Source organism: Bradyrhizobium sp. CAR08 (genome assembly GCF_052871955.1).
Genome location: NZ_JBIXJX010000028.1, coordinates 42,862 through 66,869 on the forward strand (window position 1 = coordinate 42,862; position 24,008 = coordinate 66,869).

A 24,008-nucleotide genomic window follows, 5' to 3' on the forward strand; every position below is an offset into this window, starting at 1 on the left:
GCCTGCCTTCATCAACCAGTCGCAAGGCCGTGGTCGATCGCGTGAGCGATCGTCCTGGCGTCCTCGGCCGTAATAATCAACGGCGGAGAGAAGATAATAGTGCTGCCGGAGACGCGCACCATCACGCCGGCATCGTAGATGGCATCGGCGATCTTTCCGACGCGCTTCTTGTCGAGCGCCTTCTTGCTGCCGCGGTCGGCGACCAGCTCAAGCGCCGCCATCAAGCCCTTGCCACGCACGTCGCCAACGATCTCGTGCTTTTGCTTGAGAGCCGCGAGCGCCTCGTTGAGGATGGCGCCGGAGGCCTCGGCCCTGGCGTCGAGCTTAAGCCGCTTTGTTTCGGCAAGCGCGGCGATGGCGGCCGCGCAACCGACGGGATGGCCGGAATACGTGTAGCCGTGGCCGATCGAGCCGAAGCTCGTCTCGTCGCTCTCGAACGCCTCGGCGATTTTATCGCCGATCATCGTGGCGCCCAGCGGGAAATAGCCCGATGTGACGGCCTTGGCGATTGTCATCATGTCCGGCTTGACGTTCCAGAGCCGCGCGCCGCACCATGCCCCGGTGCGGCCGAAGCCGGTGACGACCTCGTCCGAGATCAGGAGGATGCCGTAGCGGTCGCAGATCTCGCGCACCAGTCCCATGAAACTCAAATGCGGGACGATAACGCCGCCGGCACCGAGCACCGGCTCCATGATGAAGGCGGCGATGGTGTCGGCGCCCTGGAATTCGATCTCGTCGAAGAGCGCATTGGCGCAGAGCTGCGCGAGCTTCGCAGGGTCGGTCTCGTTGAAGGGATTGCGGTAAGTCCAGGGCGAGGGGATGTGGTAGACGCCCGGCAGCAGCGGCTCGTAGTTGCGGCGGAAATTGGCATTGCCGTTGACGGATGCGCCGCCGAAATGCGTGCCGTGATAACCCTTCTTCAGTGCCACGAATTTGGTGCGGTCGCGCTGGCCCTTGATCTTCCAATATTGCCGTGCGAGCCGCAACGCGGTCTCGACGGAATCGGATCCACCCGAGGTGAAGAACGCGCGCACCATGCCCTCCGGCTTGAACCATTCGGTGAGCTCATAGGCGAGCTCGATCGCGGGTCCCGTCGAGACGCCGCGAAAGCCGGAAGAGTAGGGCAACTCCTTGAGCTGATCGGCGATCGCCTTCTTAATCGGATCGCAGCTGTAACCGAGCGTCACATTCCAGAGCCCCCCGACAGCGTCCAGCACGGTCTTGCCTTCGATGTCGGTGACGTGGATGCCCTCGCCCTTCATGATGATCCGCGGCGGATGGTCCTGCATGTCTTTGGGATGCGCCATCGGATGCCAGATCCGGCGGGCATTGTTCTCGATGAGAAAATCGATTTCGCGCATGGATGGCTCCGCTGTCGAAAGGCAAGGCCGAGCATGTGGAGGGCCTGCCGGTAAGGTTCTGGGGATGTCGAACATCGAACCAGACAGTCGAGAGCCCGCAGGCGATCGCACCCTTGATGTTACGTTCTTGGTCGTCGACGAACACGCAGGCCTGCGGCGCGAGCTCGAGGGCATCTCACACGGCGCCATAGGCCTGGGGTCGGGCTTCAGGATGCCGGTGTGCGTGGCGTCGACGATAACCTCGAACGCCCGAGCAGCGGCCGCTTGCGCCGAAAACTCCGCGCCTTAAAAGATGTCGAGCCTGGTTGGAGAGAATGGCGACCTTGCGGCCGGCTCCTCGCGCGATCCGGATGGCGCGCCCCGCTTCGGGGCGGATGATGAGCATCGGATCAGCGCCGCGCGCGCGACGGACGAAGGTCTGCATATCCCACCAGTCCTTGCCGACGAGCGGCCGACCTCCCGGCTGCGAGTCAGCCAATGCGCGCTCCAACAATTCTCGGCGCTGCATCGCCGACCAGAGCAGATCGGGGTCCTCCGCGAATGGCCAGCGCCAGGTCAGTGCTCCCTTGGCAACGCCGCGCGGCTTCCGTCGCATCATGCGTTTCGAACAAGGTTTTTGAGATCACCCCGCGGAAATCCAGCACCAGTGCCCTTGGCGTGGATATGCTCATGTCTGCTCCGCCGGAACCTTGCCGGCTGGAACGATGCCGTCTGCCACCCAGCGGTCGAAGATCGCCAGGATCTTCGCGACGAAGCCCGGGTGATTGATGTGGTCCTTGATCACGTGAAGCTCGACGGGCGGGCGGATCGCAGCACGCATTTCCGTGACGAAGGCGCTGAGGCCTTCGGGATCGTACAGCGTCTCGCGGTCCTGATCCCATCGCTGGGTGCCGCCGAACGGAAGGACGAAAGCTACTGGCGCCGTCGCCTGCGCAAGCTTCGCGGCAATGGCGCGCGCGATCCGTCGGCGATCGACGGCACCGGAGGTCGCGGACGCAAGCAGGCGGTTATGCGCATGGAGCGGACGATCGGCGAGTTCCGTCGGCACCGGCAGCCAGGCGGGAAAGTCCACCATGTCGATGGCACCGGGCGCGACGATTTGCGGAATGCCGTTCCGGCCGGCATTCATCAGACGGTCCGAGCCGGAGTTTACCACCGAGCCCATCACCTGGTTGGCGACCTCCTGAAGGCTGAGGTCGAGCACCGCGGCAAATCCGCCTTGCGCTGCGATCGATTCCATCGCACGGCCGCCCATGCCGGTGGTGTGGAACACCACGACCTCGTAGCCGCGAGCCTCGAGCTGCGGCTTCAGCTCGACCATGTAGCTGAGGCAGCTCTTACCGAGCGAGGTCAGCGCTAAGATCGGGCCCTCGGGCTGCAGCCTGATGGCGCCGCGGGCCGCACCGACGATCGCGCCGCAGGCCTGCGACAGCACCGCCGTGCAGGTGCCGTTGAGGCCGTAGAGGCCGCCGGCCCACAGGATCATCATCAGATCGGCGGCGATGCGCTCGGGGGGAATCAGATGAGAAAAGGCGATGGTCGACACGATCAGCTTTGGAAAGCCGAGCGGCAGGGCGAGCGCGACGTCGAGCGCGAGGTCGGTGCCCATGGTGCCGCCGATCGCGATCATGGCGTCGATCCGGCCGTCGTCGCAGAGTTGCCGCGTCAGCCGGGCGGCGCCGCGGGCCATCAAGGTCATCGACGAATTCTCGTCGCCGCTCGCGATCACGGCGGCGATCGTCGTGTCGGCGGCGGCGGCAACCGCGTGCTTGTCGTGCGCTGCCTTGTAAGGGGGATCGCCGAGCACGCTGACGTCCATCAAGACGGTCTCGCCGCCGGCGCCCGCAATGCAGCGCTGCATGAACAGGAGCTCGTCCGACTTAGTGTCGCCGGTGCCGATCAGCAGGATGCGAGGGCGTGATCTGTTGGTCATTGGAAGGCCGGTGTCAGCGAACGGACGCGCAACGGCCCATGTCCGAGCGCAGATGAATGTTGCTGCAACGTTATGGATTTGCGGCGATGCATGATATCCACCTATCGGTGGATTGTGAGAAATGTCGTATCGAGGCTGTATGAAGCGCATGATCGCGGTCGGCCGCGCAGCCGCCGATCCAACGTTTCACTCCGGGCGTTCTCATGTTGCAATCCGACATCAACGCGCGGCGATCCGCAGCCGTCTCTCCGCGGCAGCACTTCATTGCAGGCGCCGCGGTCGAGGGCGCAGGCGAAGAGCTCGCCGCGCGAGGCGTGCGGTGATTGCGGCATTCCGATTGCACAGTGGAAAATCTGATCGTTCGCTTGAAGGGAGTTGGACCAGGAATTAGCTGCGCGGAAGAGCGAGCGACGCTAGACGCTCACCACACCCTCGCCGGCGTAAGTGACCTGGGAGACTCGCCGCCTATCTCTTCCGGAAGAACCGGGCCAAATCCGCCAATACGCCGAAGCTGAACCGAAAGCCCGCTGGTGGTCGAGGTCGGTAGGGTTCCGAGGAAGCATTGCAGCGGGGGCAAGGGTCGCCGGCCGCGCCGCAGCCGCAGGCGTGTGGACCATCCCAAGAGCGGTCCTGGTGGGCTTCGCATACCCAGCCAGTGTCTTCGCAGGCGGCGCAGTTCATGGATCAACCTTCGGAGCATCCTATCTTGCCCTCGGATGCACCCGTGCGTCGACCAGGACCTCCGTGATGGCGTCCCGCAGGCTGTCGCGGTCAAAGATCCGGATCAGCCGGTGGATGATGGTCGCCGTGTCGTGCTCTTTTGTCAGGTAGTCCGCAAGTGCCATCATAGCGAGGTCGTAGCTCTGCTCGATCTGCTCGGCGGGGTTCAGGCGCACCATGCTCAAGCGGCTCCACGCAGGGGCAGCGCCAATAGGATACCGAACCGGCGCGTCACGTTTGCCTCGATGAAGGCCTGCAAGGCCGGCATGATCTCGTCGCGGCCCCTGACGCGCTCGGCCAGCTCATCGGCAATCTCGCTGGTGGCATCGCGAGACCAGCCCTCCATCGCGTTGAACGCGACGATCCGGACGGGATAGGCGTACTGGCCAGACGACAGGTCCCGGATGATGGTCTCGACGTCGGTGTCCTGCTCGTCGGTCTCACGCCAGGAGCAGCCAGCTCGGGCGCCGAAGTCTTCCCGGACTAGGTAGATGTCCCGGTCCAGCCGATCCAACGGCACGATCGAGGGCGCATGACGCATGACGCAACTCCTACTCTAAGAGGAGCAATTGCTCTGCTGGGGGGATCGTTCCGGCCGCACTTTTGGCCAACTCAACCGGGACCGACAATCAAGAGGCCGCCCGCTTACGAGGTCTTATCGTCTGTGTCGGGGGGGAATTGGCTGGGCAAATGCAGTTCGAGCAGGAGCCTTTGCTGCTTTGCTACGGCCATCTGATCCCCTCCTCGCGGAGGGAGATTGCGTCTTCTATGGCGCGTTGCGCGCGGTCCAAGAATTCCTGAGTTTCCGGGCTGAATGGTTATTAAAGAGAGGCGCTCCGGCTTGAGGCGGGAGCGCGGTGGCGTCTCTCACTCGACCGACGCCCTAAAATTGTGGCCGGCGATGGGGCCTAACGTACCACAGGCGAAACAGGTCCTAAAGCGGTCAGTTAATCCGGGGACGAAGCTGAGTCGTGACGGCGCACTCGTCGTCGGCGTATTCCTGCGCCACCCGGCGAGCTTCTAAGTTGCGCTCGTCCAGCTCAGCGAGGGTCACGACTTGCTCGGCCCTCCGGGCCAACTCTTCGTAGTTTTGCGCGACGTTGCGCAGCGTGTCTCTGGTTTCAGGAAACTGGCAGTTGCCGCCCTTGGCGTGAAGCTCCTCCGCACGCATAAGCCAGTACCTCGGGGAGCGCATTCGCTCCATGCCCGTGGGCCAATCCCCTGAATCGGACTGTTCCAGTTGCTTAATGCAGGTTAAGTCCGCTGGTCCTGAATGCACGTAAAAAGGGTAAAACAGGCAGGGAAGCGTCAAGAACCCGGCAGATAGGAACGATGCCTACCAGCCGATTTTATTCTGCATGCGTTTCAGACGCGTGAGGCTATCGGGTCAGTAGCCGGGAGCGGCCTCAGCCCTGGGTCGAGCCACCTTGGCCTGGGGCCGTTCTTTCGGCTGAAGGGCTTAGCGCTGCGATGAGGGTTAGTCTTCATCCCGGCTGAGCCGCCATTTATTGAAGACTGAGCGACGGACTCCCGAGATACCTTACCTTTGATCCATCTGGCGAGTTCGATGCCGCGAACAATGAAGCGTTGTTCTTTGCGATGTTCGCGGGCGACAACCGCATCGATTGCAGAGTAGATATAGCCGCCCTGCGGGATCGAGCTGCGGAAGACGGATCCAGCCCAAACGACGTTATCGAAACCTTCAAGAGGCATCGCTCGACGATCGCGCGGATCGCAAGTGAACAATACGACACCGGCGCAACGATGCCCGTTGTGCGGACGCATCAGCTTACGCCGCGGTAGCGCGTTCGGCCTTCCTGTCTAGGTCAGCGAAGGGTCCGATCTTGGCGGCTGCAGCCTCGCCAATACCCTGCCGTCGGCAGCTCTGACGGTAATTGCCTTGTTGAGCATGGCCGCCATTGTTTTCCCAATCCGCAAAGCTTCTACGCTCGTCCTCGGCATCCAAGGCCATGATCGAGCTTTCTGGACAAGCGACGTCATCGCAGTCCTGCAAGCGTCCGGGGTCAACATGGTTCTTCAGGGCACCGCCCTCCAGTCATAGGCCGCTGTGACCGTAAGTAGGCCAGACCCGGACGACGGAGAGACGGCCCCGGCTTCAGGGGGCTGGAGGTTATAGGCCGGGGCCGCTCCGCCAGCTCGGACGAGCGAGCGAGGCAACAAACCAAGTAGTGGGGGCCGGTTCCTAACGGAGCGTCAGCAGGTCCTGCCCGGGCGCCAGTAACCGCACGTAGGTACCGCTCTCGTGCAGCTCCAGCCAGCCCTTTTCAACCGCGTGCCTGATGCCGGCGCCGAGCTCCGCGCCGCTTGCCTTGAGCGTGTAGAGGAAGGGATAGTATATGGATTCTGCCGTCCTGTACCGCATCACTCCTCGAAGCTAGCTGAACGAGCTGGCGCGCGGCGACTTCCGGATCGGCAAAAGGGCGTTCGGTGACGTGCTTCATCGCTACAATCAAAACCTCAGCCCCATGCTTGGCCTGACTTGCCCGCGACTGTCATGCCAGTTTGGGACGATATGCACAGATCCTGCGGCGCCGCATGCCGAGCAGACCAGGCGCACGCCGACGCACGACCACGGCTGATCCTGCGGGAGTGTGTCGAGCCGCACGTCCACCTTGCGATCGCAACAGCCGTTCAAGCATTGGATGTTGCAGGTCACATGCCCGTCAGCCAGCCATTCAGCAGGAGAGCGGGACGGATAATGGCCGGCCCATTTAGTGTATCGGCGACAGCGCATGCCACTATCAAGCAGCATCCTAAGTAGCTCGCAAATTATCGATTCCTAGTAGGTCGACACAGTCGCGAGCTAATGCGCGTCGTGGGTGTGGAAAAGTCGCCTGAAGCTCCGCTGGTTCACGCGGGCAGGTGCTCCCCTCAGCCGATAAGCGAAACAAAGCCGCCGGGCAAACAATACCTTGCCCGGCGGCCTGATATCCGTTCAGCCCCGGGGCGGGATTAGCAAAAATCCCGGATAGTCATCAGTATAGGCGCGCGGTGTGGAGGTTTAGTTCGCTTTTAGAAAATACACCCCAAAGCCCGCCGGCTTACGCCAGCATTGCCATGCTACAAACCAAGGGGCGATCGAGGTCCCTCTGCCCGCAGCGATTAAGAGCGATGCCGAGGCAGGTCCCACTAATTTCTTGTAGCGATTTGATCCACTGCAGATAGGGAGTGCGCAGAATGATTAAACCGATTTTATTTGCTTCCATTGCTCTGGCTTTGATCGGAGGCGCTGTACAGGCTCAGCAGGGCGCGCCTTGCAACCCGCAAGACAAAAATTGGAAAGGTGCCAGCAGCTCGCTACCGGACGCGGTTTTTCGAGTGCGGGGGAAGAGGAAAGGGACAACGTCGCGCAAGCGGGAGTTCGTGATCGCCTGCATGCACGGGAAGCAAAACTAACCAGGCGCTTATCTTGAGCAGGAAGAGGCTGCCGGGCTCGAAATGCCAGTTCCCCCGGCAGCACTCTTGTCTTAGACTGGGCACTGAAATCCCACTCCTGTTCAATTCGGCAATGATCATGCCACAGGGCTGATAACCAAATCAGCGGCCAGTTCACGCTGGGGCTGATGCAGGGTGACCCCCCGAACGGTTGCACCACAAGCGTCTGGCTTTGTTTCGCGTATAGGTCCGAGGCAAATAGGGAAGGTAATCCTCGGCCTCAGGACAACCCTCCTGAGGCCGCTTTTTGGCCAGCCATTCCGTCACTTGATTCACATACTGAAATGCCAAGCCGTCCCACGGAGCGAGCCAGCGTGCGAGTCGGGGCCCTCCAACAGGACCGCGTCCGCGTGCCAGCTCACAGCCCGCGGTGGCTTGGCACCGAGTTATTCGCGCCATGCGCTCTCATGTCTTCACGCTCGACGACTGGGGCAGAACACTGGAAGTGCAAGAGATTGAGTGCGTTGGCCCCGGAGATGCTCTTCAGCTAGGCTCAGCCGCCGCGGTAAAAGACCGGGTCGAAGTCTGGTGCGGTTCCCGGCGGCTCACTTCTTATGAGCCGGATCGAAGTCGAGTGAGGCCGCTGCTGCGTCTGAGCGAACTCTTGACGGTGGCCGAGGGCCGCGTTCTTAAAGGCGAGCAACACATCGCCCACCAAGAAAAGCCGATCGCTCGGCTCAAGCGCGAAGGACGCGAGCTCACACTTGCGCTTTCCATTTTGGACACACTGATCGAAGTCCAAAAGGCTTACTCACAGGAGCGCGCTGATTGCCCGGGAGCTGGCAAAACGGTCGAGCTAGAGATCTCGACCTGCTGCCGCCAGCGACGATCACCGTCGGACGCCCCGTCTACCTTCTAAGCCCATGCGTGTCTCGTCAATCGCAGTGGCACGAACCCGGACTAGCGGCTGACTTCCCGTTGTTGGAGGTGATTTTTCGTCCACAGGGATGTGTGCCGCTTCTGTTTTCGTTAGCGCCAAGATCACCCCAATGCGGTGCTCGCGTTGAACGGGTCGGCGTGACACTTTCCGCCGCATGTCCGGCGTCTGGCGGCACCTGCGACACGTTAGCCTGTGCTATCTCACGTGCATTTTCTCGACGATCGCATAGAGCAGCACGAAGATCGGCAAGAAGACGAAGAACCAAACGGCCTCTGGTTCGTCCCGGGAAAATTCACGGTTCGGATCTGTTTCCGTGCCGAACGGCACAGGTAGCACAGGCGGCTTTGTACGGCTGCGTTTTACCGCTCGGGTTAGCAGCCGTCGAATCGCTGGTTCGTCCGGATCGCTTGCGCGTCGGCTCTGGTTCGTCACGACTTTAGACCGCGAACATCAGTGGGTATTTGCGGACCAGTTCGAGGTCAATATAGCCGGCGGCATTGATCCGCTCGTGGAGACAGTAAACGAGCGAGCCTGGGTCGAGCTCCAGGCCATCCCGTTTTAGTGCCTTGCGCGTCCCCAGTCGGCCGGCCCATTGTCTCCGTCCGTTTGGATCAGGGCGCATCGCGTCGAACACGGCGGTGTCGTTCTTCGTCATCGCAATTCCAGAGGTGTTGAAACCAATCTTTACGAAATGACCTCAGCTTGACGCCGGTGTTCTCGCCGACGAGTGACATTCGCTTTTGCAGTTGCTCACCTCGAGCCCGCATAGGTCGTGCTGACCGTCTTCCCTGTCTCACTCTCGCCGTTGCAGGTTGCCGAAAGGGAGTTCGGCGAAGGGTGATCCAGAATTGACACGTGCGGCCGGACCAGCCTCGGCCCCGCGGGCTGCAAGGGCGCTAGCTGTCTGCTCCTCTGGGTGCGTGGGCCGCCAGCATTGGATCGCTCTCTTCGTCGAGTCAGCGCTTCAAATGGCTTTAGGAGGAAGCCCACCATCCGTCGGGGAATGGCTCTAGCAAAGTCCAATCGACTTGGTTGTCGTTGTCAGGGGGGCTGATATCTCCTGCATTCCCGTTTAGTGTCGCGTGGCTACGGAGGCGAACAGACAAAGCGCCCCGTTCACGGCGTCGAACGCGGCGCGACGGAGGATGTGTCAAGCGTAATGGAGGCACGCCGCGGGCGCTTCGCTCAGCTTCTTCGACCAGATCTCGCAGATATTCCAACTCTGAGAGCTGAGAAGTGAGTTCGCTAAGTCGTTCGGCGTAACGGATTGCGCGAGAGCCTCGCATAAATGTCCTCCCCAGCACAAAAAAAGCACTATCAGGATGGCGTCAGAGCAAATAGCGCGAGTATTAAAAGTAGAAGACTACCATCGGCAAATAGCGGATTTCAACACCTTAGGCTAACTGGCCAGCCGCAGGACTGCGTCCACTCCGATGCCAACCCGTCAACGATCTTGACCTATTTTGCCGAAAGCTTGGCTGGGCGTTCGCAGTTAAAAGGGGCTGGCGTCACGTCAGTGTGTCGCAAAAGTCCCTCGTTGGCGTGGCAGAAATCGCCTTCTGCGTCGAAAGTGAGAAGAACCAGAATTGGCGATCCGACAAGTGTAACCAGGAGAAGCCGCGCAATACCCGGCCGACCCATCCTTGGCGCTCGCGCGGTGCCCCGGCAAAGATCTGGGCGAAAACCGTGTTCGCAAGGTGCTCACGAAAAATCGCGTTTTGCTCGGGCTTTCTTCAGAGTGTGGTTCAGCGCTTCATCATACGCGCGGGGCTGTGCGGCCCAAGAGCAGGGTCTATATCACTACCTAGAAGTGCAACAGCACAGAAAAGATCGGCGACAGCACGAAGAAGGGAACGAGCGGCACTTCCGTGCCGAGCGCCGGAAGTCCTGACCGGGTCGGCCGGCAAGAGCTGCTTGTTCGTGGCGGTGCTGGCGGTGACAAGAAGGTAAAGCCGAACAGAAGGGTGCTGATCCAGATGGTGAAGCGCGTCGCTGAGTCGCTCAGCGACCTTTCCAGCCCTTCGACATCGAAGCGGTTAGTGATTTAATCGGCAGGCATGGTCCCCGCCGTAATCCTCCCGTATATCGGTTAAATTGCTAACCGAAAGGTCTGACGAAACGATTAGTGGATGATTGCGGGCTTGGTGGCAGCGTTCGTCGTCCACTAAGCCCTAGACGACGGAGACGTCATGAAATGGCCGGCGGGCATCACTGCCCCGGGCCATCGCTTGCGCTACTTTGCGGTGGCGGTGATCGGCAGTGCTGGCCGCGAGCCTGCCGAACGCCGATTAAGAAAGAGCCATAACCAGCATGCTCCATAGTTCGAACACGCCGTTCTTCTCCACGGCACAACGGCGCAGGCCATGCCGCGTCGATCCCTCGCGCGAAGGCATGCGGAGCTCCTCGCCGGGGGCACTCGGGAAGGGCCTGCCGTGATAAAGTATGCCGGCGTCGCTATCACTGCCCCGTTCCGGGGTGCCCTCCTAAATAAGAAGGGCGAGCCCACCTCGGCAGCGCGGCCGGACCCGGGCTGTTCGAGCAGAAAGACGGCGCATCACAAGGGTCAAACGCTGCCAATCGCCGTGGTTGCAATGCTAAAAGTTCCTCGCCGACTGACTGGGGGCAGCATGGTTAAGGCATTTCGCAATATGCTCATGGCACTTACTTTTGTAGGAGTTGCCGGTTGCAACATGTTTTGGAATTTCATGAATGACTATATGGCCTGCGGCGTTGCGCTGGCGGCTTCAGTTACAGCCGGCTTATGCGTTGAGCGCATCTTCATCGAGCGGTCCCGTCGGGAGATGATCCGCCTCCACGGCGCGGACTGGCATTCAGCGGAGAAACGACAGCTCGACTCATGAGCGTCACCCGTCGCACGCTCGTCGTTTTCATCATCCGATTGTTCGCATTCGACCCGAGGGGCCTAGCCCGATGATCAAACTGGTCCATCCATTCCGGTTCGCTCGCATCGAGCGCCTGCGAGAGCTGCTTGAACGAGACTTCGAAATGGCAGTTGATCCGAATGCGGGCGTGAGCACCACCAAGCTGGTGAGACCCGATCCGCCAATGCTCGAAACAGGTGTGATACTCGATCGAGATCCAGGAGGGGTCCGAACTGGGTCCTTGGTTGCGAGCCATGCGAGCGCTACGGCACCGCAACCGGTCAATACGCCCGAATAGCATCACGACTGGAAGGGCGATGACCATAAGCCGCCCCCGGGGTAGGGGATGCCGAAAGCGGACTCCCGGCTCCATTGGTTCTTACCGCTTTACAATGTTGCCAGGGGGATCTCGTCGTAGTCGTCACCATCGCCGCCAGCGAGGTAGGCAAGAGGAGCGATCCGAACCAAGTCGGGCCCCAGGCTCAGCAGGTGGCGAGAAGCGGTGCATGAGATGGCAACCTGATGATTGAAGGCGGCCCATGTGATGTCCGTCACCGGACGGCGGGTCGTCACTGAAACGAGCACTGTCTGCTCTGGCGACGCGGTCTCGAGAACCATTTCGAGCTCGCCATCGCCCTGGCGCCAACTCATGGCGGCAGTGGACAACAGCCAAGACCGGCAAGCGCGGAGCATCAAAAGACCCGCAAAGCAGGTACCTCGGCGACGGTTGCATCGAGCACAACAGTACTCGCGCCTATCGAGCGCCCAACGAAACTCGTGCCCCAGCGTCCGGGATTGTTGGCTAGTTGCGAGATTGAACACCGGCCACGTCCTGCCGCTCACGCCGATTCGCCTCGAGTCACACGTAGAGATGTCGGCGCTCGATGACATTCGAGTGTGTCTCGAGCGGTGACATTTTAGGATTGTCAGCGAACGCTGACATATGTTAAAGTGAGCGAACGCTGACATTTGGAAATCCCATGCTCATATGCACCCCGGCCGAACTCGGCGCCGTCCTTCGCGACCGGCGCAAGAAGCTGCAACTCGATCAATCGACCTTTGCCAAACGTATTGGCGTCAGCCGCCAGTGGGTGATCGAGGTTGAGCACGGTCACGCGCGCGCTGAGCTCGGGCTGATCCTTCGCGCCCTTCATGCCCTGGACGTTCGCCTGGATGCGGGCACCGAACAAGCGCCCGCCCGCGAGGCCCCCAGGCCAGCCGTCGATATCAACGCCATCGTGGCCAAGGCCAGGAAGAAAAAGGCTGACCAGCGAACTTGTTGCTCTGCTGGATGGTCAGGAAATCGGCCGCCTGCGCAATGACGCCCGCGGCCGGCTCACCTTTGTCTACGACAAGGGCTGGCGCCAGGCCGAGGGAGCCTATCCGCTGTCGCTGTCCATGCCCCTCGCGGCCGAAGAGCACGGTCCTTGCGCCGCGCAGGCTTTCCTGTGGGGACTCCTGCCCGACAACGAACGCGTGCTCGAAGACGGTGGGCCCGAAGATTTCAGGTGTCCGCGCGCAACGTGTTTGCCCTTATTTCCCATGTCGGCGAGGACTGCGCGGGTGCCATTCAGTTCGTCACGCCTGATCGGCTGGAGGCCTTGCGAAGCGGTGCTGACGACAAGGTCGAATGGCTTGACGAAACGGCGATCGCTAATCGCCTGCAAACTCTACGCGAGGATCACGCCGCATGGCGGTTGCCGCGCGATACCGGACAATTCAGTCTTGCGGGTGCCCAACCCAAAACCGCCTTGCTTCTGCAAAAAGGCAAATGGGGAATTCCCGCTGGGCGGATTCCGACGACGCATATCCTCAGACCGCCGACCGGCCATTTCGATGGACACGCGGAAAATGAACACATCTGCCTCATACTTGCGCGCAATCTCGGTCTGCCCGTCGACGACACCCAGGTGATGCATTTCGGAAAGGAAATCGCCATCGTGATCGAGCGCTACGACCGGCAGTTCAGTGGGAACGAGATCGTCCGTGTCCACCAGGAAGATATCTCCCAGGCGCTCGGCATCCTGCCGACCATGAAGTATCAAAACGATGGCGGACCAAGCCCTGCCGATGTGATCGAGCTTTTGCGCACCTACTCCACGGAGCGCGTCGCCGACGTTGACACGTTTGTCGACGCTCTAGGCTTCAATTGGCTGATTACGGGTACGGATGCTCATGCAAAGAATTTTTCGCTGCTGCTGGCCGGAGGCCCTCACGTACGGCTCGCCCCGCTCCACGACATTACGAGCATTCTTCCCTACGATGACGTCGATCTGCAGAAGATCAAGCTCGCGATGAAAATCGGCGGTGATTACAAGCTCAGCCAGATTACTTTGCGCGATTGGCAGAAGTTCGCGCGCGAAACGCGCCTTGATCCCGACAAGGTGATCGCCGGACTGATTTGCATGGCCGAGCAGCTTCCGGACATTGTAGCCGCCGTACGGAAGCAAGCGCAGAAGGACGGACTGGACAACGCCATCATCGGGCGCCTCGCCAACCACTTGATTGCCAGAGCCAAGCAATACCGTCGACTGCTCGGAGGGATATAGCTCAGACCAGCCGCCAGCAGGATGATGATGGTCAGCAGCAAGGCTGCCGATCATGATCGACATGTCGCTGTCGACGTCAACGGCAGCACCAGCATCAACATCACCGCGATCGGCACGCCGATATCGATGTCGAGCATGATCGGTGGTTGCTCGCGATCCGATGCACCCGTGTAGTCACTGCGGCTGCCATCACCTCACGTTAGACGTGTCCCTTCAAGGCTCCGGCAGATAGGCGCCGGATTAGCCCGACGATAGGCTCGAGCTGCCGGCTTGGCGCAAGTAGCTGCTGATCGCGCTTTTCGATCAGTTCGGCCGTTTACAATTCACGGGGCGAATATCAATAGAGCAGGATTGCGGCCACGATGACTGTCCAGCCGACCGACGTGGCGAGAGCCCATATTTGGGTCGGCATTGGACGAACTCTCCCGATGAAGCTAACGAAGAGACCGCTGGCGCTGGACCGCAGCCTTTTGAACCCGCCTCAAAGCCTTTTCGAGACAAAAGCTCTTACCCCCGGGATCCGCCACAATCAAACGCCGGACTCCGGCCAATGGGACAATTGTGACGTTGCGAGAGCGACACACCTGACAAGCTAGGCCAGCACTGGTGGAGCGCTCTTCCTCGGGCGGAAGCCAACCATTTGGCACAGAAATGATCGACGTGCATACGATCTACAATCCAGTTCGTGGCCGGGTGATCTCGTGGAGGCGTTTGCAGATTGGGGCCCCGGGGAGGAATCGCACATGTTCGTGAGTATGGTCGAAGACCTCTCCGATTAGGTTGGGACCGCCGACTAGCAGCCGACCTTGCGTCACCTTCTGCGCAGGCGAATGCGCGCGGTCTTGCAGACGAGGTCGCTGCACGAGGCCGATCTGCTGTTCCGCCGCTTTGTTGATGAACAGATAGCGCAGACTGCGCGCGTCCTTGGCTATGATCCCTTCGCCACGTTCTCGACGACGGTGGCGAGCAGCCGTTCGGTACGCTCGAGAATACCCTCCTTCTGCCGCTGTTCCGTGACGTCCTCCTGGACGGAGACCCAGCCGCCGCCATTCATAGGCCGTTCATAAATCTTGACGATCCGGCCGTCGTTGAGCATTACGTCGTAAGCTGCCGGCTCATTCTGTCCGATGCGTACGAGAATGGCCGAAACGTACTTTTTGATTTCGCCGCTGAACAGCCCGTGCTGCAGGATCTCCTCGAGCGACGACCCTGACTTGATGGTCTCGGGCAGATTATACATCCGGCGCTAGTTGCTGTTCATTGCAATCACACGTCCTTGCCGTCGAGCATGATGAGGCCTCGCGGCATGCTGTTGATAGCGGCGGAGAGCTGCCGCTTTTGGGCCTGGTACTTGTCGTTAAACGCGGCGCTCGGCCATCGCGGCGTCGCGCTGCTTGCTGAGGTTCAATTCAAGCTGTTCGAGCTCAAAAACTTGAGCGACCGCAGCGCGGAAGTTCTGCACGGCGCGCGCAGGCGGCCGATTTCGTCGTGGCCGCGCAGATGGCACCTCGCTTCCGATGCCCACGGTTCTGATATGGTCGCTCGCCTGCGCAATGTCTGAGAGCCGCGCCAGCACCGAATCCCGGATCACGAGAACATTGATCGCGGCAAGCACCAGCGCCGCCAAACTCAGCCGGAGTGGCTCATCTCGTTGCTTACCGGCTGACGATACAGCCATCAATTAAAGTGCTTTGCTATCAGTAAGGCTATCTCGGTTGGCAGCCTCTTTCTTCACATCGGCGCCTGACTCGTGCAGCTCGAGCCATCCGCGTTCGATGACGTGATGGAGGCCGGTCTTATCGGCGGCGGTGGCCTTGAGCTTGAAAAGCATCGGATAGTTGACCAGCTCAATACGCGACCCGGTCGTTGGCTCGCGATTCATCTCCGCCGCATTGAGGCACATTCCCAAGCGGAGATGGCCAGCATCGTCGAGGCGCCGCTCTCGCGTTCGATCCTTTGGATGAGCTCGATCTTTGTCGCGCCGTTCTGGCGGTAGTCCATCGAGGTAAAGGTGACGTGATCATCGTCGAGGGCTAAGCCGCCTGTTGGCGATCCCACGCGATGGGATAGCCGCCGAGATAGGCCAGCACCTGCGCGGCGCCGCCGAACGGCCGTTTGGCGAAGACGACCCAGCTGATGCGCCGCATGGCGACGAGCTGAGCTGGGAAGGCGGCAGGCTTGGCCAGGGATGCGAGATCGAAGAGGTTCAGGGTGCCGGCGGTCAGAGATACGACGAATACGCGATTAGACTTTGGCGTCCCCCTCATGCAGATGCAGTTGGGCTTGGTAGCCGTCGGCCTTGATCTCGTAGACTCATCCCTCGCGCGTGGCGGATTCTCGCGGAGCGTGGGGTCGCAGGGCTCGATGTAACCAGGAATAGAAGTTGTGCGCGCGCGGATGCACGGCTTCATATGCCGCCTTCCACTTCGCGATCAGCTCGGTGCGCTGCGCTGGCGTCAGGTCGCGACGGATCAGGTTTTCGTCGATGCCGGTCAGGGAGCCTAATGGGAAACACAGCAAATTCCTCCATACTAGGAACACCAGCCGGCGCCGCGAGGTTCTTCCACGCCAGGGCTAGAACTTACGGAGTTTTCTTCCATGGCTACCCAGATCGTGATCGACCACACAGGCGACAGCAGACATTTTTTTTGACCAAACCGACCCCGACGGGCTGGCCAAGGCTGAGCGGCGCTTTAAGAAGTTGACAGACCAAGGATTTACCGCTGCTACTCGGACGCCGGCCGGCGATCTCAAGGCCGTACGGACATTTGATCCGGCTGCGGACGAGACGCTGTTCTACCCGCGGCTCGTCGGCGGCTAGCCACCCTCGTGGGCACAGCAATGTTTTTGTTCAGACGCGACGGCGTCGGCAGCAGTGCGCGTTTGCGCTCCCTGCGTTCGCTGGATCGGAGCTTCATCGAGCAAAATGGGCCGGAAGCGCGTGCGCGGCGTCTTTTGCGCGATTGGCTATCTCCGGATCAGCGTGCGCAGTTTGATGACGAGCGTTATTTCGAAGTCACGGGCTCTCACCCCGGGTGACGATATCGAATTTGTCGTCCGTGAAGAATGTCCAAGCTGTTGATTTGGAATCCTAAAACGACGAATTGTGGAAATCGAATTTGCCGGAAACTGGCCGCGCGAAAGGGGATTCCTTGCAAATTTGATTCGTGATTCTGTGTTGTATCGCGACTTCGAGAGAGGACGAGATGCGGCCACGGGAACGACGGGAGACGGGCGAGCAGGATCTGTTTCGCTCCCGGCTCGATCAGATTATCGACATGAAGCATCCGCTGGCGAAGCTGGCGCGAACGGTGGACTGGGGCTTCCTGGAAGGAGGCTTCGGCGAGGTCTACACGGACGATCCCGGCCATCCGCCGCTGCCGACACGACTGATGGCGGGGCTGGCGATCCTCAAGCACACCTATGACCTGTCCGATGAGGTACTGTGCGAGCGCTGGGTCGAGAACCCCTATTACCAGTACTTCTGCGGCGAGGAGTTCTTCCAGCACCGGCTGGTGTTCGATCGCTCGTCGCTGACGCGCTGGCGCAACCGGATGGGCGAGGAGCGGTTGCAGGCGCTGCTCCAGGAAAGCCTGTCGGTCGCCACCAGGACCAAGGCGATCAAGCCGTCCGAGCTGTCACGGGTGATCGTCGATACCACCGTGCAGCCCAAGAACGTGATGTTCCCCAACGATGCCAGGCTGCTGAACCGGGCACGCGAGAAACTGGTACGGCTGGCGAAGCAACACGGGGTGGCTCTGCGCCAGTCCTATACACGGGTCGGCAAGTTCGCCCTGATCCAGCACCAGCGTTATGCCCACGCCAAGCAGTTCAATCGCGCCAACCGGATGCTGAAGAAGCTGCGCACCTTGCTCGGCCGCGTCATTCGCGACATCACCCGCAAGATCGATGGCGACGGCGGGCTCGAAGCAGCGTTCGCCCAGTTGCTGATGCTGGCGTGGCGCATACGCGAGCAACAGCAGCGCCAGCGCGGCCCCAAGGTCTATTCCCTGCATGCCCCGGAAGTCGAATGCATCGGCAAGGGCAAGGCCCACCGGCCCTACGAGTTCGGCGTCAAGGTCAGCGTTGCCACCACCATCGGCCGCGCCAAGGGCGGCCAGTTCGTCACCCACGTGAAGTCGATGCCGGGCAACCCCTACGACGGACACACCCTGGAAACCGTGATCCCGGAAATGGAGGCGCTGGTCGGCAATACCCTTGATCGCATCCTCGCCGACAAAGGATATCGCGGCCACAATGCACCGCCAGATCACAAGTTCAGGGTCTTCATATCCGGCCAGAAACGCGGCGTCACACCCGACATCAAACGCCAGTTGCGCCGCCGGGCAGCCGTCGAACCCGTGATCGGCCATCTCAAAAAGCCGAGCATCGCATGGGCAGAAACTATCTCTGGTACCGCCAGGGCGATGCTGCCAACGCTGTCCTCGCCGCCGTCGGCTACAACTTCCGCCGGCTGATCCGATGGATCCGGCTTTTATTGTGCCAGATTCTCGTCACCCTCATGCCAACCCGTCAGTCCGCTCCAGCCTGAAAGCCGCGTTCTTCACGGACGACGAATTTATCAGGGCTCCATGGGCAATGTTTTGGAGCCTGATGAAGAAAGACAACCTAAGACCGGGTGGTGTTTCATTCCCGAACGGCCGCTGGCAGTTGGCGACGTGATGCTCTCCCAGAAGATCGCGCTCGAAACCGACGAAGCCGCAGTGCTCGCGCTTGCCCGCCGTTTTTCTCCGAGACGGCCATCCCTGCCCCGAGTAGTGCGGCGTGCTTACTAGGCCGCACGGCGGGGCCGCCACTTGTGACGGCGGCGACCCCTCGCCGCGAAGGCGCCGTTACGCGAGACGAGGACGACTTCGCGACTGCATCCAGCATCGGGTCCGCTGTCGGCCGGCGCAAGAACATCCGCGCGTTAGTGTTACTTGGGCCGCCTGGCGGTGCCTGATAGCGTGACGGATTGGTCCCGCGCGGCGATCGCTACAACACGTTGCAGGGTCCGCGCGAATTCAGAGTGAAGATGTCGAGCGTGCGCCGCATCTTTTGGCTCTGAGAGAAAAGCAATCTTCACCAGGAAGCGGTTCAATCGCGATGTGACGAGAAGATTCTCAGAGTGTTGCGAGCGCAAGTTCGTGATCTGTCGTCGCATCTCAACGAGATCGAAGCGGTCATCGTCGGGCTTACTCGCCAAATGAAGCTCGCACGGCTATGGCGGATAAACGAAGGCGCCGCGCCGAATATCTTGGCGCGACGGGCTCGCCATGGTGAACCCGAACGGGGCAATGTCCGGTGCAGAGAGGCTAGCGCTCCGTAGCTCCGATGCAATCGAAGACGCGGATTAAGCTTGATGTCGCCGCGGAAAGTTAAATCTGGAACAAGCGCTGCTGTGGGCGACAGCACGCCAGCGCGTCCAGTTCGGCGCCCTTGTCCAGCCTCGTCCCGGCGACGCGGTCTAGATCAGGACCTGGCTTTTCGCCGCGCCGGGCGCCGCGCTGAACGGTCTTGACGTTCTGCCCGGTCTTCGAAGCCGTGCCGTCGTGAACGCAGACGACATTTTGTCGTTTGCGTTACCAGTTCCTTGCGCTCAATTGGAAGCTCTGGCGCCGGCAGCCTTCGCCCGCCGCGCCGGCGTCAGGTCGCGACGGATCGTTCTATTGGTCAGGATTGCCGATATCGAACGCGCCTAGACGGTAATCTTCGCCCACCGCTCGCTCGTCCGCCATTTGGGTGATCAAGGTGAACGTCGCGTCGGGGTAACGCGTCCACACTTCAATGTCCTCTGACGTGACGTTTAGATATCCGAAAAAGCACTTATGTCGACCCGGCTCCGTCACCCGGCCGATTCTGTCCCAATTGATCTTATTAACGCGCATCGCTAGCCCCACTCGTTCTCAGGCAGCGAATCGGGCGGAGGTTTAAGTTCGTCTAGGCCGGCTTCGATCACCGCCAGTTCATCTTGGATCGCTCTGACCGCGTTTTCTGGGTTGATGCCCGACACGGCTTGCAGCTGGTCGAGCACCTTGCGACGATGTGCCAGCAAGTCCGTCAGCGCGCGATGGTCCCGCACCTTCACGTAGCCGGCGACGATCAGTTCCATGGCCTTTGACACGTTCGTCGTTTCCCACCGGTTTGCGGGTTATCGGGGGCGGCTAAGTTCTGTCAGACCGGCTTCGGTCATACGATACTCGACACCTTCGCCCGTCGAGCGTCGCTCCATCCATCCGTTTCGTAAAAGAGCGAGCGTTGTTCCGGGGTGATCGGGAAGCTTCGAAGAAGACACCCTATCGCGGTCACGAAGAGGATCGAGCATTTGCCGGTGATACTGATTAAAAAGCGGCCTGCGCTTTTCGTGCCGACCGATGTCTTCACCTATCGTTTCAAGCGGGCGTTCGGTTTCCATAGCCGTTTGTTGCCATCGCATCGTTTACGATCAGTTACGGATCCGGCAATGTTTTCTAAATGGTTCATGGATATTGTTCTGCGGCATGGATCACGAGGACCCATCTGCTTGGTTCTTTCCGGCTCTCAGGCGAAGCTACGCTCATCTAGCAGCGTGGATGACGCGCGGTAATCGCGCGCCTGAGCCCAGCCGCTTGCCGGCACCCCCGCGCTCAGAGCGGTCAGCTCGCTTTCCCAACCCGCCGCGGCGGCCAGCGCCGCCGCGCATTTAGGCATTGCAGGCATTGCGAATGACGAACGATCGCACATCGACACGTCCGTGGTTGCCGGACGAAGAGGCGGAATTGCTCTCGCTCTTTGGCGCAGGTGCCACAGCTGAGGAGATCGGCGAACGGCTAGGCCGCACCCGCCAATCGGTTTACGCTCGCTTGCAGCGCTTTCAAAAACAGCGGGGGCGAGCGAGTAGGACGAGTGGGAAAGTCTTTGCTCAATTACTAGAGTGATCGAGCGACTTCCATCGCTAGGGTCGCAAGATCACGTCCGCAGCGGAATTGAGGTAGCGATCCGAAACGGTCCGTTCGCCCGTGCTGAAGTAACCCTCAACCGGTGCATCGAAGGTTCAATTGCGTCAGCTTCAAAAGGCGCCAGGCTGCAAGCGATCGCATTGAGGTCGACCGATGACCAGCCCGACTGATGATGAATTGCGTGTCGCGGTCTCTGCCGCGATCGAGCAATCGAAAACGGCGCGGCAGCTTCCTTACCTGTCGCCGGACAATTGCCAGACGTTAAACAAGCTGATCATCACCGGACTTCAATCCGTATTGTTCCAGCGTGCGAAGACCTTCGACGAGCGCTAGGCTGTACGGATCGTTCAAGCTCGGCGGAATTCGACGGCGTGGTTCTTGCTCGAAGCATGCGCACGAAATCCCGCATTCATCCACGCCCATCCTTGGGTGTGCCCGGCCTTCATGAAGCTTTCGTTGCTCCACCACGCTGTGAATTTGTGTGCCGATGCCGGAAGCTTTCTCCCAAGTATCTCGTCCATTTCGGAAGGTCAGCCAACGATTTGTCCACGCGCGCTCAACAACCGTTGATGCAATGGTTCGTAGATCGATTTTCGGAAGCTCATGATCTCACCGCAGGCAAGGGCAAACATGGACGGTCCCAGAGCAGGTGTGTGCCGAGCTTCCGCACGGTGGCGACCATGAGAACCGAAAGTACATCGCCGAGCACAATCCAACCGGCTGAGGCAGGACAAAGTACCTTAAGAGACAATGGGCTCAGCGCGGGCCCCGCCGGCGCTGGCGGGCGCCCCACCCAAGGCGCTCCCGTCCTTGAAGGATCTCTGCATCGCTCGGCTACCACCATCTTGCCTCGTGCTCTTTTAATATTCGAGCAACTGCGACACCGCATCGTAGGATTGGTACCTTGCGTAGGCGCTCTTTGCATTCCTCTCGCGAAGATCGGCCAGAGCATCAGCCCAATAAGCGACCATTGCGCGCCGAAGTCCGTGGAGGGCGACGATGCGTTCGGCCTTTGCAAATCCTCGTCGAACCTCACACTTACTGCACGCTCAGCAGCTGTAGTCGGCCGGTTGAACATCCCACCACGTTGGCCGAGCCACGTTTCGGGTACGAAAGTGACGGTGAAGCGCGCTCTCTACTGGGGTGCAGTCCGTGACATGCACGAAATCGGACAAATTCCCACGGACCATGGGGAGCGTACGCCTCACCGCCATTTATTCCTCGAAGGCGTTCAGCGACCGGCCGTTCGGTGCGGCCGATTTTTATGTAATCGCTATTTGGTGAAACGAGTACGCAGACAAACCCCTGCGGCATAGGCGCGATCTCCCAACCCACGCCGGCAAAGTAACTGAGGACCGCCCGGACGTGGAATAGGCGGAACGTCTAGATTGCATGGCTTGCGGGGCAATCCTCCGGCATCGACGGCAGATTCCTAATCAGCGGGTCCCAGGCTCGAGCCCTGGTCCACCCACCAAACAAATCAAGACCTTAGCGAGAGAAACCGTTTGAGAAGGCCGAACCTAAAACGGTTTTTCAAACGGTGTTTTTGACGGCCGGGCGGCGAGTCCACGCTCGGCATTGTGATGTGCTCTCCTCGTCTCCGCGGAGGCCAAAGGCGTCTCGAAGGCCGCCCGACAGAACCGCTTCCTCAATGTTGTATCTGGGTCAGAGCCGCCCGACATGGCCGGCATCTTCCCACTTCTTTTCAATGTCATCGGCGACGCATTGGGGCAGCTGCGCCGTGCTCCCATCGAAGTAATGCTTGAAGTCGACGTGGACCGTCATGTTGTCCGGGCGGTAGGCCGCCATGCGATCGTAGAGAAGAACGGACGCTGCTTCGAAACGCCGATAGACCGATTTGTGCATCGGTGATCTCGATTCGTCCGTCTCGGGGTCGATCGGCAGGTCACGAACCCCGGCCTTGAGGAAGCCTCCCGCCTGCTCATTGTGCTGGGGACCCGCGGGATTGGGCGACAGCCGTAGCACACTGCCGTCGTGTTTCAAGCCGCCCGGAATGAGCGAAGCTCCGGCGAGCAACCAGTTGAGCGCGACGTCTGAGAGCCGAGCCTCGTTCTCGATATAGCCGCCGCCGACGTCGGCGTGCACGCCCGGAAACCAGACCTGCTCGAAGTAAAGATTGCCGTGCGCGTCTCGTTTGTCTTGCTTGTCGGCCGTAGGCGACCAGCCGACGCGCTTGAAATCGCCGCGGTTCTCGTCGATCGAGATCGCATGTTTGGCGTAGCCTACATTGGAATTAAGGGTCGTGTCGTAGAATTTGTGCTTCGGCGGAGCGAAATGCAGAGTCCGGAGACGTTTAAGGAAGCCGTAGCCGGTCAAGGGCGGCGCGACCTTGAGATAGTTCATGAGAAAGACAATCAGCGCTGTGGCGATGCCGAGGTAGCTCAGAATCCAGGTCGCCCATCCGGCCCATGGGAAGATCGGCTGAAGGAAGCCACCGAGCCAGTGCAACCCGATCAGTAGCGCAATGCCGGTGGCCACGAGCGCTGTGCCCAGATATTTGTGGCCGAGGGCGGCGACGGTATCGAATACGCCGATGAAGTAGGGAAAGACGTTCGCGTGCTCGGCGCCGTTGACGGTGGTCGTACTGCCGTATTGCTGTCTAAATTGTGCGGCGATTGCATCTCGAGTCTCCAGCAGGAACCGCCGGTATCCAAGAATCTTGCGCGAGTAGGATGGACAGAATTGATAGACATCCTTGACCGCATGCTCGGCCAGCTTGTGGATGCTCTTTGGGTCGCGGCGCAAGGGCGAGCCGTCGGGCATGTGGCGCGGGACACCGCAATAGGTCATGACGCCGGCAACCGATCGGACCGTGTAGGCACCCCGGCTGAAACCGATCAGGAAGATCCGATCGCCTTCCTCATACAGGGCGATGATCGCGGCGTAGCAATCGACAATGTTCCGAGTGATCCCGAGGCCCGTCGCCATGCTGGCGAGATTGTATAGCCACCGCATCCAGCCAATCTTGAAATGACCGCCATCGGACGCAGAACCGAGACCGGCATCGTAGAAGGCGACCTGTTCGGATGGTTCGACCTTCGTGTCCGGGCCGACGCGGCAGGCGCGGTAGAGCTTGTAAACGTTCGTCCGTGCTTCCTCGAAATTGATGCCGCCGGCCTGACCTGTGCCGTCGGAAAAGATCACAATATTCTTCGGCATTCACACCATCCCCAAAAGTGCGCCAAAAGCCAATCTATATCACAGATTGCGTGAGACCAACTGTGAGCTGGCTCACTTGCGTGCAGCGCGCCCGGACCAAGATATAGAG

At 60.4% G+C, this 24,008-nt stretch carries 25 protein-coding genes and 4 pseudogenes; 12 read left to right on the top strand and 17 right to left on the bottom strand.

Annotation, left to right across the window (positions count from 1 at the left end; all coding sequences use genetic code 11):
• Positions 1-11: 11 nt before the first annotated feature.
• The 6 genes and pseudogenes from ACIPUD_RS36140 to ACIPUD_RS36165 all read right to left on the bottom strand — a co-directional run bounded on the left by ACIPUD_RS36140 (position 12) and on the right by ACIPUD_RS36165 (position 5,185).
• A complete protein-coding gene (locus tag ACIPUD_RS36140; protein ID WP_446482537.1) occupies positions 12-1,361 on the bottom strand; it encodes an aminotransferase class III-fold pyridoxal phosphate-dependent enzyme in 1,350 nt (449 codons plus the stop codon).
• Positions 1,362-1,384: 23 nt separating this feature from the next.
• Positions 1,385-2,032 (bottom strand): annotated as a pseudogene (locus ACIPUD_RS36145) (HAD-IA family hydrolase); the annotation flags it as partial.
• A complete protein-coding gene (locus ACIPUD_RS36150; RefSeq protein ID WP_446482538.1) occupies positions 2,029-3,294 on the bottom strand; it encodes a Tm-1-like ATP-binding domain-containing protein in 1,266 nt (421 codons plus the stop codon). The gene ACIPUD_RS36150 and the pseudogene ACIPUD_RS36145, both read right to left, overlap by 4 nt.
• Before the next feature lie 701 nt (positions 3,295-3,995).
• Positions 3,996-4,193 carry a hypothetical protein gene (locus tag ACIPUD_RS36155; protein WP_446482539.1) on the bottom strand — a complete coding sequence of 66 codons (198 nt, stop codon included), beginning with the start codon at positions 4,191-4,193 and terminating at the stop codon, positions 3,996-3,998.
• Positions 4,194-4,195: 2 nt separating this feature from the next.
• Positions 4,196-4,555 (bottom strand): hypothetical protein, encoded by a 360-nt coding sequence (locus tag ACIPUD_RS36160; RefSeq protein ID WP_446482540.1) that lies wholly within the window; start codon positions 4,553-4,555, stop codon positions 4,196-4,198.
• A 402-nt stretch (positions 4,556-4,957) separates the two neighbouring features.
• A complete protein-coding gene (locus ACIPUD_RS36165) occupies positions 4,958-5,185 on the bottom strand; it encodes a hypothetical protein (RefSeq protein WP_446482541.1) in 228 nt (75 codons plus the stop codon).
• A 344-nt stretch (positions 5,186-5,529) separates the two neighbouring features.
• Here ACIPUD_RS36165 and ACIPUD_RS36170 point away from each other — a divergent pair, with 344 nt between their 5' ends.
• Positions 5,530-5,817, top strand: a complete 288-nt coding sequence (locus tag ACIPUD_RS36170; RefSeq protein WP_446482562.1) for a DUF1488 family protein — start codon at positions 5,530-5,532, stop codon at positions 5,815-5,817.
• Positions 5,818-6,217: 400 nt separating this feature from the next.
• Here ACIPUD_RS36170 and ACIPUD_RS36175 read toward each other — a convergent pair whose 3' ends face one another.
• Positions 6,218-6,397 (bottom strand): hypothetical protein, encoded by a 180-nt coding sequence (locus ACIPUD_RS36175; protein ID WP_377789609.1) that lies wholly within the window; start codon positions 6,395-6,397, stop codon positions 6,218-6,220.
• A gap of 1,470 nt (positions 6,398-7,867) precedes the next feature.
• Between ACIPUD_RS36175 and ACIPUD_RS36180 the strand changes: the two genes are divergently transcribed.
• On the top strand, positions 7,868-8,329 hold the full coding sequence (locus ACIPUD_RS36180; RefSeq protein WP_446482542.1) for a hypothetical protein: 462 nt from the start codon (positions 7,868-7,870) through the stop codon (positions 8,327-8,329).
• A gap of 216 nt (positions 8,330-8,545) precedes the next feature.
• Here ACIPUD_RS36180 and ACIPUD_RS36185 read toward each other — a convergent pair whose 3' ends face one another.
• Together ACIPUD_RS36185 and ACIPUD_RS36190 are read right to left on the bottom strand one after the other, a co-directional pair.
• Positions 8,546-8,782: a hypothetical protein gene (locus tag ACIPUD_RS36185; protein ID WP_446482543.1), complete on the bottom strand. Its 237-nt coding sequence runs from the start codon at positions 8,780-8,782 to the stop codon at positions 8,546-8,548.
• Between the two features lie 4 nt (positions 8,783-8,786).
• Positions 8,787-9,005, bottom strand: coding sequence for a hypothetical protein (locus tag ACIPUD_RS36190; protein WP_446482544.1), 219 nt, complete (start codon positions 9,003-9,005; stop codon positions 8,787-8,789).
• 1,972 nt (positions 9,006-10,977) lie between these two features.
• Here ACIPUD_RS36190 and ACIPUD_RS36195 point away from each other — a divergent pair.
• Both ACIPUD_RS36195 and ACIPUD_RS36200 read left to right on the top strand, forming a co-directional pair.
• Positions 10,978-11,211, top strand: coding sequence for a hypothetical protein (locus tag ACIPUD_RS36195; protein ID WP_446482545.1), 234 nt, complete (start codon positions 10,978-10,980; stop codon positions 11,209-11,211).
• 70 nt (positions 11,212-11,281) lie between these two features.
• Entirely contained in the window at positions 11,282-11,530 is a 249-nt protein-coding gene (locus ACIPUD_RS36200; RefSeq protein WP_446482546.1) for a hypothetical protein, read from the top strand.
• Between the two features lie 89 nt (positions 11,531-11,619).
• Here ACIPUD_RS36200 and ACIPUD_RS36205 read toward each other — a convergent pair whose 3' ends face one another.
• Complete coding sequence (locus tag ACIPUD_RS36205) at positions 11,620-11,850, bottom strand: hypothetical protein (RefSeq protein WP_446482547.1); 231 nt, start codon at positions 11,848-11,850, stop codon at positions 11,620-11,622.
• A 362-nt stretch (positions 11,851-12,212) separates the two neighbouring features.
• Between ACIPUD_RS36205 and ACIPUD_RS36210 the strand changes: the two genes are divergently transcribed.
• The 4 genes and pseudogenes from ACIPUD_RS36210 to ACIPUD_RS36225 all read left to right on the top strand — a co-directional run bounded on the left by ACIPUD_RS36210 (position 12,213) and on the right by ACIPUD_RS36225 (position 13,955).
• Complete coding sequence (locus ACIPUD_RS36210) at positions 12,213-12,554, top strand: helix-turn-helix domain-containing protein (RefSeq protein WP_446482548.1); 342 nt, start codon at positions 12,213-12,215, stop codon at positions 12,552-12,554.
• Positions 12,544-12,648: pseudogene (locus ACIPUD_RS36215) on the top strand (HipA N-terminal domain-containing protein); the annotation flags it as partial. The gene ACIPUD_RS36210 and the pseudogene ACIPUD_RS36215, both read left to right, overlap by 11 nt.
• Positions 12,649-12,740: 92 nt before the next feature.
• Entirely contained in the window at positions 12,741-13,781 is a 1,041-nt protein-coding gene (locus tag ACIPUD_RS36220) for a HipA domain-containing protein (RefSeq protein WP_446482549.1), read from the top strand.
• Positions 13,782-13,808: 27 nt separating this feature from the next.
• Positions 13,809-13,955 (top strand): hypothetical protein, encoded by a 147-nt coding sequence (locus ACIPUD_RS36225; RefSeq protein ID WP_161495317.1) that lies wholly within the window; start codon positions 13,809-13,811, stop codon positions 13,953-13,955.
• A 754-nt stretch (positions 13,956-14,709) separates the two neighbouring features.
• Here ACIPUD_RS36225 and ACIPUD_RS36230 read toward each other — a convergent pair.
• The 4 genes from ACIPUD_RS36230 to ACIPUD_RS36245 form a co-directional block, all read right to left on the bottom strand.
• Positions 14,710-15,021: a PAS-domain containing protein gene (locus ACIPUD_RS36230; protein WP_446482550.1), complete on the bottom strand. Its 312-nt coding sequence runs from the start codon at positions 15,019-15,021 to the stop codon at positions 14,710-14,712.
• Positions 15,022-15,138: 117 nt separating this feature from the next.
• Positions 15,139-15,396, bottom strand: coding sequence for a hypothetical protein (locus tag ACIPUD_RS36235; protein ID WP_446482551.1), 258 nt, complete (start codon positions 15,394-15,396; stop codon positions 15,139-15,141).
• 66 nt (positions 15,397-15,462) lie between these two features.
• Positions 15,463-15,663 carry a hypothetical protein gene (locus ACIPUD_RS36240; RefSeq protein WP_446482552.1) on the bottom strand — a complete coding sequence of 67 codons (201 nt, stop codon included), beginning with the start codon at positions 15,661-15,663 and terminating at the stop codon, positions 15,463-15,465.
• 151 nt (positions 15,664-15,814) lie between these two features.
• Positions 15,815-16,048, bottom strand: a complete 234-nt coding sequence (locus ACIPUD_RS36245; protein ID WP_446482553.1) for a hypothetical protein — start codon at positions 16,046-16,048, stop codon at positions 15,815-15,817.
• Between the two features lie 331 nt (positions 16,049-16,379).
• Between ACIPUD_RS36245 and ACIPUD_RS36250 the strand changes: the two are divergent.
• Both ACIPUD_RS36250 and ACIPUD_RS36255 read left to right on the top strand, forming a co-directional pair.
• Positions 16,380-16,602: pseudogene (locus ACIPUD_RS36250) on the top strand (hypothetical protein).
• A gap of 385 nt (positions 16,603-16,987) precedes the next feature.
• Positions 16,988-18,333 (top strand): annotated as a pseudogene (locus tag ACIPUD_RS36255) (IS5 family transposase).
• A 1,338-nt stretch (positions 18,334-19,671) separates the two neighbouring features.
• On the opposite strand, the gene ACIPUD_RS36260 reads toward ACIPUD_RS36255, so the two are convergent.
• Positions 19,672-19,893, bottom strand: coding sequence for a hypothetical protein (locus ACIPUD_RS36260; protein WP_377789076.1), 222 nt, complete (start codon positions 19,891-19,893; stop codon positions 19,672-19,674).
• Between the two features lie 592 nt (positions 19,894-20,485).
• Here ACIPUD_RS36260 and ACIPUD_RS36265 point away from each other — a divergent pair.
• Together ACIPUD_RS36265 and ACIPUD_RS36270 are read left to right on the top strand one after the other, a co-directional pair.
• Entirely contained in the window at positions 20,486-20,698 is a 213-nt protein-coding gene (locus ACIPUD_RS36265) for a helix-turn-helix domain-containing protein (RefSeq protein ID WP_377789074.1), read from the top strand.
• A gap of 174 nt (positions 20,699-20,872) precedes the next feature.
• Positions 20,873-21,052 carry a hypothetical protein gene (locus ACIPUD_RS36270; RefSeq protein ID WP_085357391.1) on the top strand — a complete coding sequence of 60 codons (180 nt, stop codon included), beginning with the start codon at positions 20,873-20,875 and terminating at the stop codon, positions 21,050-21,052.
• Positions 21,053-21,066: 14 nt separating this feature from the next.
• Here ACIPUD_RS36270 and ACIPUD_RS36275 read toward each other — a convergent pair whose 3' ends face one another.
• Positions 21,067-21,240: a DUF7662 domain-containing protein gene (locus tag ACIPUD_RS36275; protein WP_446482554.1), complete on the bottom strand. Its 174-nt coding sequence runs from the start codon at positions 21,238-21,240 to the stop codon at positions 21,067-21,069.
• A gap of 1,144 nt (positions 21,241-22,384) precedes the next feature.
• Positions 22,385-23,899 (bottom strand): DUF2235 domain-containing protein, encoded by a 1,515-nt coding sequence (locus ACIPUD_RS36280; protein WP_446482555.1) that lies wholly within the window; start codon positions 23,897-23,899, stop codon positions 22,385-22,387.
• Positions 23,900-24,008 lie beyond the last annotated feature (109 nt).